Source organism: Erwinia billingiae Eb661 (genome assembly GCF_000196615.1).
Classification (GTDB): Bacteria; Pseudomonadota; Gammaproteobacteria; order Enterobacterales; family Enterobacteriaceae; genus Erwinia; species Erwinia billingiae.
This window is the reverse complement of record NC_014306.1, coordinates 2,399,771-2,414,620: the sequence shown is the minus strand read 5'-3', so window position 1 is coordinate 2,414,620 and position 14,850 is coordinate 2,399,771. Positions and strand designations below refer to the sequence as shown.

The 14,850-nt window shown below is 53.7% G+C and carries 11 protein-coding genes and 1 pseudogene; 6 read left to right on the top strand and 6 right to left on the bottom strand.

From position 1 onward, the window contains the following. Window positions 1-9: 9 nt before the first annotated feature. Window positions 10-927, top strand: a complete 918-nt coding sequence (locus tag EBC_RS12505) for a ketopantoate reductase family protein (RefSeq protein WP_013202158.1) — start codon at window positions 10-12, stop codon at window positions 925-927. On the opposite strand, the gene EBC_RS12500 is transcribed toward EBC_RS12505, so the two are convergent. Beyond that, entirely contained in the window at window positions 912-1,781 is an 870-nt protein-coding gene (locus EBC_RS12500) for a helix-turn-helix transcriptional regulator (protein ID WP_041692004.1), read from the bottom strand. The two genes, EBC_RS12505 and EBC_RS12500, sit on opposite strands and share 16 nt — an antisense overlap. A gap of 318 nt (window positions 1,782-2,099) precedes the next feature. Between EBC_RS12500 and EBC_RS12495 the strand changes: the two genes are divergently transcribed. Continuing rightward, the gene (locus EBC_RS12495; RefSeq protein ID WP_013202156.1) at window positions 2,100-3,041 is read left to right on the top strand and encodes a sugar phosphate isomerase/epimerase family protein; all 942 of its coding nucleotides are present in this window, start codon (window positions 2,100-2,102) and stop codon (window positions 3,039-3,041) included. 66 nt (window positions 3,042-3,107) lie between these two features. On the opposite strand, the gene gntP is transcribed toward EBC_RS12495, so the two are convergent. The 3 genes from gntP to EBC_RS12480 form a co-directional block, all read right to left on the bottom strand. Beyond that, window positions 3,108-4,442: a gluconate permease GntP gene (gene gntP, locus EBC_RS12490; protein WP_013202155.1), complete on the bottom strand. Its 1,335-nt coding sequence runs from the start codon at window positions 4,440-4,442 to the stop codon at window positions 3,108-3,110. 77 nt (window positions 4,443-4,519) lie between these two features. Continuing rightward, window positions 4,520-5,584 carry a mannonate dehydratase gene (uxuA, locus tag EBC_RS12485; RefSeq protein WP_013202154.1) on the bottom strand — a complete coding sequence of 355 codons (1,065 nt, stop codon included), beginning with the start codon at window positions 5,582-5,584 and terminating at the stop codon, window positions 4,520-4,522. A gap of 140 nt (window positions 5,585-5,724) precedes the next feature. Next, on the bottom strand, window positions 5,725-7,104 hold the full coding sequence (locus tag EBC_RS12480; RefSeq protein ID WP_013202153.1) for an NAD-dependent succinate-semialdehyde dehydrogenase: 1,380 nt from the start codon (window positions 7,102-7,104) through the stop codon (window positions 5,725-5,727). 143 nt (window positions 7,105-7,247) lie between these two features. On the opposite strand from EBC_RS12480, the gene EBC_RS12475 reads away from it, so the two are divergent. Continuing rightward, window positions 7,248-8,114 carry a LysR substrate-binding domain-containing protein gene (locus tag EBC_RS12475; protein WP_013202152.1) on the top strand — a complete coding sequence of 289 codons (867 nt, stop codon included), beginning with the start codon at window positions 7,248-7,250 and terminating at the stop codon, window positions 8,112-8,114. A gap of 97 nt (window positions 8,115-8,211) precedes the next feature. On the opposite strand, the gene EBC_RS12470 is transcribed toward EBC_RS12475, so the two are convergent. Then, the gene (locus EBC_RS12470) at window positions 8,212-8,787 is read right to left on the bottom strand and encodes a C40 family peptidase (protein WP_013202151.1); all 576 of its coding nucleotides are present in this window, start codon (window positions 8,785-8,787) and stop codon (window positions 8,212-8,214) included. Between the two features lie 229 nt (window positions 8,788-9,016). Then, window positions 9,017-10,525 (bottom strand): MDR family MFS transporter, encoded by a 1,509-nt coding sequence (locus EBC_RS12465; RefSeq protein ID WP_013202150.1) that lies wholly within the window; start codon window positions 10,523-10,525, stop codon window positions 9,017-9,019. Window positions 10,526-10,607: 82 nt separating this feature from the next. On the opposite strand from EBC_RS12465, the gene EBC_RS12460 reads away from it, so the two are divergent. The 3 genes and pseudogenes from EBC_RS12460 to EBC_RS12450 all read left to right on the top strand — a co-directional run bounded on the left by EBC_RS12460 (window position 10,608) and on the right by EBC_RS12450 (window position 14,820). After that, complete coding sequence (locus tag EBC_RS12460) at window positions 10,608-11,273, top strand: TetR/AcrR family transcriptional regulator (protein ID WP_013202149.1); 666 nt, start codon at window positions 10,608-10,610, stop codon at window positions 11,271-11,273. Window positions 11,274-11,965: 692 nt separating this feature from the next. After that, entirely contained in the window at window positions 11,966-13,132 is a 1,167-nt protein-coding gene (locus EBC_RS12455; RefSeq protein ID WP_041692302.1) for an OmpP1/FadL family transporter, read from the top strand. A 101-nt stretch (window positions 13,133-13,233) separates the two neighbouring features. Beyond that, a pseudogene (locus EBC_RS12450) lies at window positions 13,234-14,820 on the top strand (arylsulfatase). Window positions 14,821-14,850 lie beyond the last annotated feature (30 nt).

Genomic DNA, 14,850 nt, shown 5'->3' with positions numbered 1-14,850 from the left:
GATCACATAATGCGTATTCTGGTGGTGGGTGCCGGAGCAACCGGTGGCTATTTTGGTGGACGTCTGGCGCAGGCCGGTCGTGATGTAACCTTTCTGGTACGCGAACGTCGCCTGCAGCAGTTGCAGCAGAACGGGCTGATATTACAAACGCCCAGTGGAACCGAGACGCTGCATCCGCAGCTGGCGCAGGCCAGCACGCTCAACGGGCCGTTTGATTTGATTATCCTGACGGTCAAAAGCTTCGGCCTTGAACAGGCCATGCAGGATATCGCGCCGGCGGTCGGGCCGGAGACGCTGATCATGCCGATCCTCAACGGCATGCGCCATATCGACACCCTGCGCGATCGCTTTGGCGAGCACCGTGTCATCGGTGGCCTGTGCAAAATCATCGCCACGCTGGGGCCCAATGGCGAAGTGGTGCAAATGACGCCGCTGCAGCAAATTTATTACGGCGCGCTGGATGGCAACAATGACGCGCGCCTGCAGCGGGTCGATGCGGCGTTAAGCGATTGCGGCTTAGAGACGATTTTCAGCGACGACATTATCAGCGAGCTGTGGGAAAAGTGGCTGCTGCTCAGCACGCTGGGCGCGGTCACCTGCCTGTCACGCGGCAACACTCAGCAGATCCTGCGGTCACAAGGCGGCGAAGCGCTGTTGCAGGGCGTGTTCAGCGAGATCCTCGCGGTCATCAGCGCCGATGGCTATCACCCTCGCCCGGCGGTGACCGCCAAAATTTACGCCATCCTCAGCAACCCTGACACGCCGATGACCTCGTCGATGTACCGCGATTTGAGCCAGGGCTATGACATTGAGTCAGACCAGGTGATTGGCGATTTGCTGCTGCGCGCGTCAAGGAACAGCGTCAGCACGCCGCTACTGAACGCGGTAAACGTCAATTTGCAGGTGTATCGTCAGGCCTTAGCCTGACCGGTTAGCCAGTATTTTTTATATTTGGCCGGTGGGATCCCCACCATATTATTAAATATGCGGTGGAAGTTATTCACGTTATCGTAACCCACCGCATTCGCCACTTCCGTCACGCCCAGTTCGGTACTGAGTAATAAGTTCTGCGCCTCACCTATTCTGCGACGGCTCTGATAATGCTTGGGCGAGTAGCCTGAGAAATCCTTAAAGACATGGGCCAGATAAAACGGACTCATACTGATGGCCGCGGTAATCGATTTCAGGTCGATATCCTCTTTATAATGATCGTCGATATAATCTTTAATGCGCTGCCCCAATAATACTTCCGTGGTGTCATCAAGCGCTGTATTTTCGATCCACAGGCTGCGGCAAAGCAGTAACAATACGTTCAACAGATTGTTGCCAATGTCCGCACCATGCAGCTTTTTAGCGCTGACGTGTCGCCACATTTGCTCAAAAAGATGACGGATCTCATCGTAACACTCACCGCTGGGCATCACCGCAATGTGCGAACGTGGCGTCAGAACGTTAACCGGCAATCCTTCAAATTTCAGCTGCTCAACACCACAGCTGTACAGCAACAGATCGTCTGACGCATGCGGGTTTTCATCATGCAACACGCCGACATTAAACAGCATCAGGTCACCGCGTTTGACCTGATAACCGCGTCCATCAATGTTGTAGCTTCCCGTCCCTTCAACCACAAACATCAGTTCAAAACGCTCGTCATGCTTGTGCATTATCCTCGGTTTAGCCGCTTCTTTTCCCTGATGTTTGCAGATGAACATCAGCCGGGGACGACTGTCCTGGGCAAAACCGCCTGATGAAGGCTGTTGGTTACTGCAAAAAGTCAGCATGGCGCCTCCGCTGAGTTTGTCGCTATTCTTGCGGCCTGTTGTACGACCAATTTTGCGTGTTAATTAAAACTACGCAACTGATTTCCTGAATCCCGTCGCGTTATCTTTTTTCGGCCCATTTTTCGCTTATTTCGCTTCTCTCCATTCTTGCTATGTCAACGCGTTAAACCGTAACTGGGATGACCGTCACGGCTATTTCTCTTTTTGTATTCAGATAATTGATCTTCAGCACAGTCTGAAATCACGCTTTTTTCCGCTGCGTCGCTTTCATTCATCTCTCTGTTATAACGATGCTCTGACTCTGAATAAGGATATGTTATGAAACTCGCCCTTTGTACCGACGTTCTGGCTGATTTATCGTTTGAGAAAATGTTGGATAAAGTTAAAAGCTACGGCATTACCGGCGTTGAAATGACGGCCGGCGGCTGGTCGCCCTGCCCGCATGTCAATACTGAAGAACTGCTCTCCTCGGCAGAAAAGCTCGACCAGTTTCGTCACGCGCTTGCCCAGCGTGAAATGGAGATTGTTGCCCTTAACTGCTCAGGGAATCCTTTAGCGCCGGGTGAGCTGGGCGAGCAACACACGCAAAGCAGCTATCGTACCGTTGAGCTGGCAGGCAAGCTGGGTGTTAAAAAGATCGTGATGATGAGCGGTTTGCCCGGCGGCGGACCGGAAGATCGTATACCCAACTGGATCACCTCAACCGTTTCCTGGCCGGGCTATATGCCAGGAGTGATTGATTATCAGTGGAACAAAGTGGCTATTCCGTGGTGGAAGAAATTTGTCGCCCATGCCAGAGAACATGGCATTGAGCAGATTGCGATCGAAGAGTTCCCTTGCCAGCTGGTGTTTAACCCATCGACATTACTGCGTTTGCGGGAGGCGGTCGGCGAGATGATCGGGATGAATCTCGACCCCTCGCACCTGATTGCCATGGGCGCCGATCCTATCGCTGCAGCGCGCAAGCTTGAGGGTGCGGTTTACCATGTTCATGGCAAAGATGCGCGCATCGAACGCGGGCTGGCCGACATCGATGGGCTGATGGAGTATCAGCCGGTGACCAACACCAAAACCCGCACCTGGAACTATGTCGCGGTCGGCTGTGGCCAGGATCTGCGCTGGTGGAAAGAGTTCTTTTCGGTGCTGCGTATGACCGGCTACGACGGCTATGTTTCGCTGGAGATGGAAGATCTGACCATGAGCGTCGAGGCGGGGTTACAAACGTCGATTGATGCGCTGAACGCCACGCTCAGCCGCTAAGCGGAAGGGGTGATAAAAACGCAACCCCGTTTGCAGCGGGGGTTGCGTCTTCAGAACGAACGGGTGTCAGTGGATCCACAGGCTTAACAGCAGCACCATCCCCAGGCCGACCACCGAGTTAATTAACTCCAGCAATCCCCAGGTCTTAAAGGTGTCTTTCATCGAGATGCCAAACGTCTCCTTAAACAGCAGGAAACCCCCGTCGTACATCAGCGTAATGGTGTTACTGCCGCAGGCTACGGCCAGCACCATCAATGCCGGATTAAGATGGAAGGCACCGACCATCGGTGCCACAATCCCGGCGGAGGTAATGGCGGCCACCGCACCCTGACCGGTCAGGATGCGAATGACGGCGGTAATCAGCCAGGCAATCACAAACGGCGAGAACGGCACGCTGCTCATCACGTGGACAATGCTGTCGCCAACGTCCGAATCAATAATCACCTGTTTGAGTATCCCGCCGGCGCTGATCACAAATAGCACGTTAGCGATCTGCGAAATCGACAGGCTGACGTTATTTGTTACGGCGTCCGCGGTCATCCCACGTCGGATACCGAGGAACCAGATGGCGGTACAAGTAGCAATTAACATGCTGATTTCCGCACTGCCGAGGAAATCACATAACTGCGTCAGTAAGGTCCCCTTGCTGGCCAGTGGCTTAATTATTGATGCCAGAATCATCAAAATAGCCGGGATCAGCGGCACCATAATGCTGGTTTTAAACGAAGGCAGCGACTGCGGATCTAACTCGGCAACGGGTTTGATCATCGAATTGAGCGGGATGTTTTTAATGCCCGGCAGGAATTTAGGCAGCAGGATCCCGGCACAAAACAGCGCAGGTATAATCACCAGCACGCCATACAGATAGACCTGCGCGATATCGGCATTAAAGGCACTGATGAGTGCCACCGGCCCCGGTTGCGGCGGGAACAGGCTGTGTCCCATAGTTGCACCGACAACAGTTGGGATCACCAGCTTCATATAGGGGATGTTGGCTTTTTTGGCGATATTCATCACCAGCGGCATAGCGATCAGGAAGGCCACTTCGTAAAACATGGCGATACCGAAGATGACCCCGATAAACATCAGCCCGACGCTCAGATATCGCGTGCCACAGCGCCGGATTACCGTGTCGGCAATTTGCTGGCTGGCACCGGATTCGGTCATAAACTTACCGATCACTGCACCGAAGATAATAATCAGCGCCAGGTGGCCCATGATACTGCCAATACCCTGCTGTACCGTGGAAACAATCTTATCTAGCGGGATCCCCTCTAAAATCGCCACCAGCACGCCGGCAATCAACAGCGAAAAGATATTATGAAATTTATATTTGAGATTCAGTACGACTAATAACGCAATCCCTAGCAGAACCCATGTAAGTGATAATACAGGCGACATAATGATCCCTCATAATGATGTTATCTATCTGTAAGCCGACACCGGGAAATAGCGGGGAAAGCTCCCCGCTGGAGAGGTTATTTACTGCTGACGGCTTCCCACAAGCCAAGAAGATAGGTAACGCCTAATGCACGATCGTACAAACCATAGCCCGGACGACCGGTCTCGCCCCAGATAAAGCGGCCATGATCCGGACGGATATAGCCATCAAAGCCATTGTCGTGCAGCGACTGAATGACCTTCAGCATATTCAGGGAACCGTACTGAGTGGGATGCGCCGATTCGTAGAAATCCTTGTCCTGAATGATTTTGATGTTGCGCACATGGGCAAAGTGAATGCGCTTACGACGCGAAAACTCAGCCAGAATGCCGTACACGTCGTTAGCCGGATCTTCCGCAATGGAACCGGTGCAGAGCGTAATGCCGTTTGCCTCGGAATCGACCGCGTTACAGATCCAGTCCAGATCGTCGCGGTTTTTCACTACGCGCGGCAGGCCGAAAATGGAATACGGGGGATCGTCCGGGTGGATCGCCATCTTCACACCGACTTCTTCACACACCGGGATCACCGCTTTCAGGAAGTAGGCCAGATTTTCACGCAGTTTTACATCATCGACGTCTTTATACTGGGCAAAAAGCTCCTGCACTTTACCCAGACGCTCCGGTTCCCAGCCTGGCAAGGCAAACCCGTTGGAATTTTCCAGAACCTCTTTCACCACCTCTTCCAGACTCTTGTCGATACCCTTCTTCTCGAAGGCCATGGTCAGGGAACCGTCTGGCAGCACGTAGTTCATATCGGTCTTCATCCAGTCAAATACCGGCATGAAGTTATAACAAATCACCTTCACACCCGCTTTGGCCAGATGACGGATAGTTTGCTGATAATTGGCGATGTAACGGTCACGGCTTGGCAGGCCAATCTTGATGTCGTCGTGAATATTCACGCTTTCGATCACTTCCATCGTCAGTCCTGCGGCCTGAGCCTGCCCCACCAGCGCGGCAATCTTCTCTTCCGGCCAGACTTCACCGACGGCGACATCGTACAGTGCCCCAACCACGCCTTCCACGCCCGGTACCTGACGGAAATACTCCAGGGGGATTTTGTCCTGCTCCGGACCGAACCAACGCATCGTCATTTGCATGATAAATTCTCGCTATACTGTTTATCTTGTATGGTAGCCTACCATCGCAGTATAAACAGATAGCCAGCAATTGGGTTGATGGCCGTCACAGAATGAATTGTTGTCCCGAAGAATATGGCAGCGGCGACTGCCAGACAGGATTAATGCTGCTGTCCTGCCATCAGCACATATTTCACCTGCACGTATTCCTCAATACCGTAATGCCCACCTTCACGACCATATCCCGAATGCTTGATGCCGCCGAAAGGAACCGACGCGGTGCCGACCGAGCCGGAATTCATGATGATCATCCCCGCTTCCAGCTGTTTCGACAGGCGGAAAGCGCGGCCAAGCTGGTTGGTCCAGGCATAGGTCACCAGGCCATATTCGGTGTTGTTGGCGCGACGGATCGCTTCTTCCTCGGTTTTGAAGCGATACAGGGCGAATACCGGGCCGAAAATCTCGGTGTTATGCAGTGCTGAGCTGTCGTCTAAATCACCGAGGATAGTCGGCTGGAAAAATAATCCGCCTTTCTCATGCAGTTTCCCACCCAGATGGACGGTCGCGCCCTGGTCAATGGCATCGTTCACCAGCGACGTGACTTTCTTCACCGCCTGCTGGTTAATCAGCGGCCCGACATCAAATTCCTCCTGCATGCCCTGGTCCACCCGAATTTTCGAGACGGCCGCGATGAGCTGCTCTACAAAACGGGAATAAATGCCTTCCTGCACAAAGATCCGGTTGGGCGAAATACACACCTGTCCAGAATTACGCAGCTTGGCGCTGACCAGGCCGGCTACCGCGTCCGTAAGCGTGGCATCGTCGAAGACGATAAATGGCGCATTGCCACCCAGTTCCAGGGTCATTTTTTTCAGCGTGGTGCCGCACTGGCTCGCGAGGATCTTTCCAACGCGGGTCGAACCGGTGAACGACACCTTATGGATACGCTCGTCGCGGGTAAAGGCTTCGCCTATCGCTTGCGGATCGCCGGTGACCATTTCAAACACCCCGGACGGAATACCGGCTTCGCGCGCATATTCCAGTAACTTCCACGCCGTCAGCGGCGTCTCTTCTGCCGGTTTGATCACCATGGTGCAGCCCGCTGCCAGCGCGGTGGCCACCTTGCGGGTGATCATCATAAAGGGGAAATTCCATGGCGTAATGGCGGCAGTCGGGCCAACCGGCTCCTTCATCACCAGCACCGAGGCATTGGCATCGTGCGACGGGAGGGTGTCGCCATACACGCGTCGCGCTTCCTCGGCATACCATTCGATAAAGCCCAAACCGTACTCGATTTCGCCCAGCGCTTCGCTCAGGCATTTGCCGTTTTCTCTGACCATCAGTTCGGCGAACACGCGCTTATCGGCGCGCACAAGGTCATACCAGCGGCGCAGGATATCGCTGCGTTGTTTGGCGGTTTTTAGCGCCCATGCCGGAAAGGCTTCACAGGTGCGGTCGATCGCCTCGGCGACCTCTGCCGGGCTCATTAACGGCGTCTGGCCGATCACCGAGCCGTCGGCGGGATTGATTACATCGATCATGATGATTTCCTGGGTTGTCGTCTGAACAGGTTCTTCTCAACCGGACGGAGGAGAGGTGTCCCGAGAGTGTGCTGCGATAGCGTTCTCGCCACAATCGATTAAAATTACGCAATCATTGAGAAAAACTAAATCGGGAAATTTCTGTGCGTGAACTTCCACCGTTAAATGCCCTGCTCGCCTTTGAATCCGTTGCCCGCACCGGCAGCGTGCGCGCCGCGGCGGAATCCCTGTCGGTGACGCCCGGTGCGGTCAGTCGGCAGTTGCGCCTGTTAGAAGAACATTTTGCCACTGAACTGTTCCGTCGACAGGGACGCGGATTGCTGCTGACTCACGCAGGGAATGCCTATTACCAGCAGGTCAGCGTGCATTTTGAAGGCTTACGCAAGGCCGGCGGCCTCTTGCATCGTAGCGCAGGGAAATCCGTTATCCGCCTGCACTCTTTTACCACCTTCGCCACGCGCTGGCTGATCCCCAGGCTGACGTCATTTCAGCTGGCGCATCCGGCAATCGATATCCGGCTGACCACCGCCTCTGACTGGGACGATGCCACCGATTATGATGCCGCCATCCGCCTGGGCAGCGGCGACTGGCCGCAGCTCCATGCCACCGCCTTAGTTGGCAACGTGCTGGTTCCGGTCTGTCGACCGACGCCGGGCAGAAAAGAAAGTTTCCGGCCCGACAGCCTGAATAAACATACCTTGTTAAGCGTGCGCGGAAGACCGGATGACTGGCAGATTTGGGGTGAGGCGTTTGGCGTCGATCTGAATCAACAGAGCTGGCGTGAACTGGAAAGCTCCGCGCTGGCGTATCAGGCGGCGCTTGAAGGTCAGGGAATTGCTCTGGCGCAACGGGTCTTGGTTGAAAGCGAGCTGCAGGCTGGTTCGCTGATCGCCATGGAAGCGCACCAGGTTGACTGCGGCAAGCTGACCTACTATCTGGTGTGGAGAGAAAACAGTCTGAAGGAAGCCAGTTTACGGCTACTGGAAAACTGGCTTAGCAAGAATGGTTAATGGGTTAACGTCCCCGGTCTGACCCACCGGGGAAATCGTCAGGTCGGCGCCGAGTGATAATTACGCCACGATCCTGCGATCGATATATCGTTGTCGGTTATTTACTGGCAAGAAAGAGATTTTTCTTATCGCTATTAAACGAAATTTCCGCCCCGACTTCTTTTTTCAACCTACGCGCCTGGTAATAAACCGATTTCCAGTACGGATTATCCAGCGACGAACGCATCACGCCATTACTGACTGACGCATGCAGGAACTGATCCTGAGTATCATAAAAACCCACATGCAGCTCATTATGAATACGGAAAAATACCAGGTCGCCAGTTTGCAGTTGATTTCTTGCCACCGGCTTACCCATTTCGATCAGCTCTTTGGTGGTGACGCGGTCCATCGGAATATTGAAGCGATCTTTTAAGGTGCGCCAGACAAATCCGGAGCAGTCAACGCCCTGCAGGTTGGTGCCGCCCCAGTGATACGGCGTACCCTGCCATGAGTGCATTTGATCGTGCAAAGCGGCGAGCACCGGAATCAAATCGGGTTGCTCTGCCAGGTTACTATTTTGCTGCTCATTATTATCTGCAACGTTACGGCCAGAATCATGTTTCGATGAACATCCCGCAATGACGATAAAGGCGAGAGTGAACAGATTCTTGAATGTGAATAAATGTTTCATTAATACGGCCGCAGGGAGAGATAAAAGATAACAACTTATACCGTAGATAATTATCCGACTAAACAGCCAGTGTTAACTATCTCCCTCACCTTACTTATCTTTACAAAACTTCCCTGCTGCAAAAATAACACCGGGCAACGTTCAGGGGTGAAATTGCACTTATTTCCCCTGAGCGCCCCCTTATTAACGTCATCGCGCTGTGCTTATTTTTCCGGTGCAGCCCCCTCGCCTATTCGCGACGAAGCGGCGCTTCAGGCAGCAACCAGGATAAAACAAAGGCGAGGATCATCACGCACATCGCCATTAAAAACGCCGCATGAATGGCATCCCCAAACGCCAGCAGATAGTCATGGTGAATGGCCGTCGGCAAATGCTGTATTGCTTTGGGATCCATGCTGCGCGGCAATTCTGTTCCTTCCGGTATCAGACGTTCCAGCCCGGACTTCAGCACCTGACTGAATACCGTGCCAAACAGCGCCACGCCAATCGAGCCGCCCACAGAGCGGAACAGCGTGACGGATGAGGTCGCCACGCCCAGCAAATGCGGCTCCACGGTGTTCTGCACCACAATCACCAGCACCTGCATCACCATGCCCAGCCCCATTCCCATCACGCAGGTAAACAGATAAAGATGCCAGGTGGGCGACTCGGTGGTAATGGTGGTCAGCAGTCCCATACCGATACTGGCCAGTAAGGTGCCGGCAATCGGGAAGACGCGATATTTTCCGGTGCGGCTGATGATGCGGCCACTGATGATTGACGTCAGTAATAACCCGCCCATCAACGGCAACAGCTGCATCCCCGCCTGGGTGGGCGTTGCTTCCTTCACTATCTGCAAATAGAGCGGCAGGAAGGTTACGCTGCCGAATAAAGACATGCCGATAATAAAGCCGATCAGACTCGACAGCAGGAAGCTGCGCTCGCGGAACAGCCGCAGCGGGATAATCGGCTCCGAGGCCAGCCGCTCTTCGTGGATAAAGCCAATCACACCGACGATGCCAAACGCCAGGATGCACCATAATGCCGGATCGGACCAGGCTTTCACCGAGCCGCCTTCACTGGTAAACAGCGTGATGCCCACCAGCGCCATGCTGAGATAAAAGGCACCCAGCACATCAATCTCATGCTGTTTGCGCTTGCCGCCGGGCTTGAGCACCAGTCCAATAATCACCAGCGCCAGCAGCCCCAGCGGCAGATTGATATAGAAAATCCAACGCCACGACATATGCTGGACGATAAATCCGCCGGTTAACGGCCCGATCACCGTGGCCAGGCCAAACACGCCGCCGAACAGCCCCTGATAACGGCCCCGCGTGGCGGGTGGAACCACATCGGCCACCGCCGCCATACTGACCACCATCAGCCCGCCGCCGCCAAGTCCCTGAAGCGCACGGGTCAACACCAGCTGATCCATGTTTTGCGCCAGTCCGCACAGCGCCGATCCCAGCAGGAACAATACGATCGACAGCTGCAGTACCGGCTTCCGACCGTAAAGATCGCCGAACTTACCGTACAGCGGCACCACCACCGTGGAGGCCAGCGTATAGGCCACCACCACCCAGGTGAGCTTATCCAGCCCGCCCAACTCGCCCACGATGGTCGGCAGCGCCGTTGAAACGATGGTCTGGTCCAGTGCGGCCAGCAGCATAACCAGCAGTAACGCGATAAACAGCAGACGCAAAGAAGGCTCTTTGGTCTGCACGTCAGGTTGATTTAATGAAGTGGATTCTGAATCCATGAGATGACTCGCTTGTAATTAATTAAATGCACAATTAATATTTACCGCAAAGCTTAACATGAACGCAACAGGCAGGTAAAAAATGTCCGCACTGAAAGCAAATTCTGGCGCTAAGCTGCTGAAAACTGGTCCACGTAAGCCAGGCCGCCCTCGCGGCGGTGCGATTAACGTCGAGCAGCGCGATCATCTGCTGGATATTGCGATCCATCTTTTTGCCCAACAGGGCATCGCCGAAACCTCAATGAACGCCATCGCCCGTAACGCCGGTGTGACGCCGGCGATGATGAATTACTACTTTCACTCCAGAGAAGCCCTGCTCGATATCATTATCGAAGAGCGTTTCCTGCCGGTGCGCAGTCGTATTTTTGCGGTTTTTGTCGCCAACGCTGACGCACCGATGCTGGCGATTGAACAGATGGTCAGGGAACTGGCGTCCACCGCGCAGCGCGACAGCTGGTTTGCCCCCCTGTGGATGCAGGAAGCGGTCAGTGAAAACTCGCCACTGCGCCTGCGGATCCAGGAAAAATTTGGCAAAGAAGCGCGCATTAAAATCCTCAGCATTATGGAGGGCTGGAAAAAGCAGGGAAAAATCAACGCGCAGATCAATACGGTGCTGTTGATGAGCTCTCTACTTAGCCTGGTGCTGGTGCCTCTGGTGCAACTGCGGCCGGGTGATGATGATGAAACCCGTGAAGCGATCGTCCAACACGCGCTCGCCCTGTTGTGCAAAGGAATTTCGCCGGAATAACAGTCACAGCATTCTTGCCTGCCTTATGTCCGACATAATGACAGGCGTTATTTTCAAGGCCACTTTAAATATAAAGATTTTTAAAAAGTGTCGTGATCATCACCATTCCAGTTACCTTATATTATCCTTATCCCCTGCCGGTATAATCCCGCATATATCCCACACGTAAAAAAAAATTGCACAAGTCAGCCACAAACCTGTACAAAATTAATTCCCCCGTCCACATTCATCTTCACGTTACTGTATTGCCTCCATAAAAACGACAGAACCCCAAGCTAGCAATAGCTAGCTCATTCAGTAAAAGTACATAAATATCAATTAAATACGATATGTTGGTGTTTTTACAAAAATCCTGCCTTGCATAACGTAAGGTTTTTACTAAGGTTAATTCAAAATATTACTAATTTAACAAACACATTTTTTCACTGGAGCACCCCGTTATTTGTTTTTTTGCCCCATCGCTTTTTAGTCTGATTTTCGCACCAAATTAATTACCCTGAAAACCAATTTTAACTTGAGACAAATATCCATTTTTTACGGCCATTCTTTCTTCTGAAAGCAGGCTAATGTCAGTGCGAACCTGATAAATCGGGTCCGGTTTGCCAACTTTCGATAGCGATTCACTGCGCGCAATCACTGAGGACAGGAATGTGAAAATCAGGTTAAAGCGAGTGGCTTGCGGAAGCGTTGCGCTGTTTTTTTCAGCTCACACCTTCGCGAGCGGCTTGTATCTCTATGAAATTGGTACCGATGACCTGGGCCTGGCCGGCGCGGGCCAGGCGGCGCGTGCGCAGAATGCCGGCACGCTGTTTACCAATCCGGCCGGTATGACGCTGCTTCCGGACCGCTCGTTGTCGCTGGGCGGTCAGGCGCTGTATGGCGATACGCCCTATCAGCTGAGTGATGATGCCCAGCTAAACGGCAAAAGTCCCGGTAACGTGATCGGCTGGTTTCCAGGCGGCAGCGCGTTCTACAGCCAAAAAGTCTCCCCTGAGGTCACCGCCGGTGTTGGCCTGTACGGGAATTACGGCTTGGGGCTGCACTTCGGTAACTGGGCCGGTGAAAACCTGATAAAAGACAGCACGTTGCTGGCATTAACGCTGATGCCCGCACTGGCCTGGCAGGTTAACGATGCGCTTTCATTAGGGGCCGGAATCGGCATTAATTACGGGTATCTCTCTCTCAAGCGGCAAAATCTGCAGGGCGGTACGCAGGATCAGTCGGATCATGACTGGGCCTTAAACGTCAAAGCAGGCGCGTTGTATCAGTTCAACAGCCGAACCCGGGCGGGGATCACCTATACCAGCCGCACCGATTACCATTTCAATATTGCGCCCACCGTCACCCTGTCACAGCTAAATGATTCGCCCTCCTACACCCTGCCGATTGCAGCCAGCGTCAACACGCCACAACAGGTGATGACCAGCCTGTATCACGATCTGAACGCGCGCTGGGCAATCATGGGTGACCTGGGCTGGCAGGACTGGAGTGAGTACAGCAACAGCGACATTCGGGTTAACGGGCGTTCGACGGCGGGCAACGATCGCCTGCGGGATACCTGGCATCTGGCGCTGGGTACGCAGTTCCGCGCCACCGAAGCCTGGACGTTCAATAGCGGCGTCGCCTTCGACAGCAGTTTCTACCGCAACCAGAACGACGCCTCCCTGACCATGCCATCCGGCGATACCTGGCGCTGGGGCGTCGGCACCCGTTATCAGCTCGATAACAGCAGCAGCATCGGTGCGGCATTTGAATATGCCCATATCGCTTCTTCTCAAATTTCCTCGCCGCTGCTGAAAGGCGGTTACTCCAACCCGGCACTGTATTTCTTTGGCGTGAACTACAACCGGACCTTTTAACCCTCGCGATGGGAGGATTTAAGCCCAAGCAGTCCAGCCTCTTTGCCGTCAATATCCTGCCGGCACAGGTAAACCCAAAGCTCAACCCAATGGAGCGCAAAATGTCACGAATGCCTTTTTGCAAAACCTTGTTAGCCTCGATGCTGTCTGTTGCCTGCTGTTCATTCAGCGCACAGGCTGCACCGGACAGCAATACCGCGACCACCGCCCCGGAACAAAGTAAGGGCAAGCCCAATATCGTGGTGATATTTGGCGATGATATTGGTTACTGGAATCTCAGTACCTACAACCAGGGAATGATGGGGTATAAAACCCCGAACATTGACAGCATCGCGGCGGAAGGGGCCAAGTTTACCTCCTAATACGCGGAGCAAAGCTCCACCGCAGGCCGTTCGTCCTTTATCACCGGTCAGATGCCGTTTCGTACCGGGATGAGTAAGGTCGGGATGCCTGGCGCGCCGCAGGGTTTGCAGAAAGAAGACCCCACCATTGCGTCGGTTCTTAAACAACTCGGCTATGCCACCGGCCAGTTCGGTAAAAACCACCTCGGCGATCGCGATGAGTTTCTGCCGACGGCCCATGGCTTCGACGAGTTTATGGGTAACCTCTATCACCTGAATGCGGAAGAAGAACCGGAGAACCCGGACTATCCGAAGGATCCGGCATTCCGCAAAGAGTTTGGGCCGCGAGGCGTCATCAAATCAACTGCCGATGGCAAGATCGAAGACACGGGTCCGCTCAACACCAAGCGCATGGAAACCGTCGATGAGGAGACGCTGGCGGCCAACAATGACTTTATGGAACGTCAGGTCAAGGCCAACAAGCCGTTCTTCACCTGGTATAACACCACCCGCATGCACAACAAGACCCATATCAAGCCCGCTGACAAAGGCGTGACCGGATTGGGTGACTATGCCGACGGCATGGTTGAGCACGACAAAATCGTGGGCGAAGTGCTGAAGAAGATCAAGGATCTCGGCATTGAGGATAACACTATCGTGGTTTACACCACCGATAACGGCCCGATGATCGCCACCTGGCCTGACTCGGGGATGACGCCGTTCCGTGGCGAGAAAAACACCGGCTGGGAGGGCGGTTTCCGCGTACCGGCGATGGTCAAATGGCCAGGGCACATCAAGCCTGGCACTTTGATCAACGATATGGTTGGCAGCAATGACTGGTTCCCAACGTTGGTTGCCGCTGCCGGCGTACCGGACATTAAACAACAGTTGTTTAAAGGCTACAAAACCAGCGCGATGACTTACAAAGTTCACCTGGATGGCTATAACCAGCTGGACTTCCTGACAGGTAAAACCCAGGAGGACCCGCGTAAAGAGTTCTTCTACTGGAGTGATGATGGCGATTTACTGGCGATGCGCTATGGCCGCTGGAAAATGCACTTCATGATCCAGGAGCATACTGGCCTGGACCTGTGGAAATACCCGTTTGTTAAGTTGCGTACGCCGCTGCTTTTCGATCTGGAAATCGATCCGCTTGAAAAAGGCTCCGACGGCATGGACTACAACCACTGGTTCTATGACCGCCTGTTCCTGCTGGGCGGCGCGCAGAAATACGCCAAAGAGATGATAGAAAGCTTCAAAGAGTTCCCGCCGAGGCAGAAACCGGGCTCCTTCACCGTATCGGATGTGTCCGCGTTGATTGAGCAAGGTAATCCGTCAACGAACTGATGTGACGACCCACAGCCGGGCGGTTATCTG

What these genes read in the sequence shown, in the direction of transcription:
- gntP (WP_013202155.1), bottom strand. Translation starts at nt 4,442, where the DNA reads ATGTCGCCTGTATTATCACTTACATGGGTTCTGCTAGGGATTGCGTTA.
- EBC_RS12480 (WP_013202153.1), bottom strand. Translation starts at nt 7,104, where the DNA reads ATGATCGATGTAATCAATCCCGCCGACGGCTCGGTGATCGGCCAGACG.
- EBC_RS12460 (WP_013202149.1), top strand. Translation starts at nt 10,608, where the DNA reads ATGTCCGCACTGAAAGCAAATTCTGGCGCTAAGCTGCTGAAAACTGGT.
- EBC_RS12465 (WP_013202150.1), bottom strand. Translation starts at nt 10,525, where the DNA reads ATGGATTCAGAATCCACTTCATTAAATCAACCTGACGTGCAGACCAAA.
- uxuA (WP_013202154.1), bottom strand. Translation starts at nt 5,584, where the DNA reads ATGCAAATGACGATGCGTTGGTTCGGTCCGGAGCAGGACAAAATCCCC.
- EBC_RS12470 (WP_013202151.1), bottom strand. Translation starts at nt 8,787, where the DNA reads ATGAAACATTTATTCACATTCAAGAATCTGTTCACTCTCGCCTTTATC.
- EBC_RS12505 (WP_013202158.1), top strand. Translation starts at nt 10, where the DNA reads ATGCGTATTCTGGTGGTGGGTGCCGGAGCAACCGGTGGCTATTTTGGT.
- EBC_RS12500 (WP_041692004.1), bottom strand. Translation starts at nt 1,781, where the DNA reads ATGCTGACTTTTTGCAGTAACCAACAGCCTTCATCAGGCGGTTTTGCC.
- EBC_RS12495 (WP_013202156.1), top strand. Translation starts at nt 2,100, where the DNA reads ATGAAACTCGCCCTTTGTACCGACGTTCTGGCTGATTTATCGTTTGAG.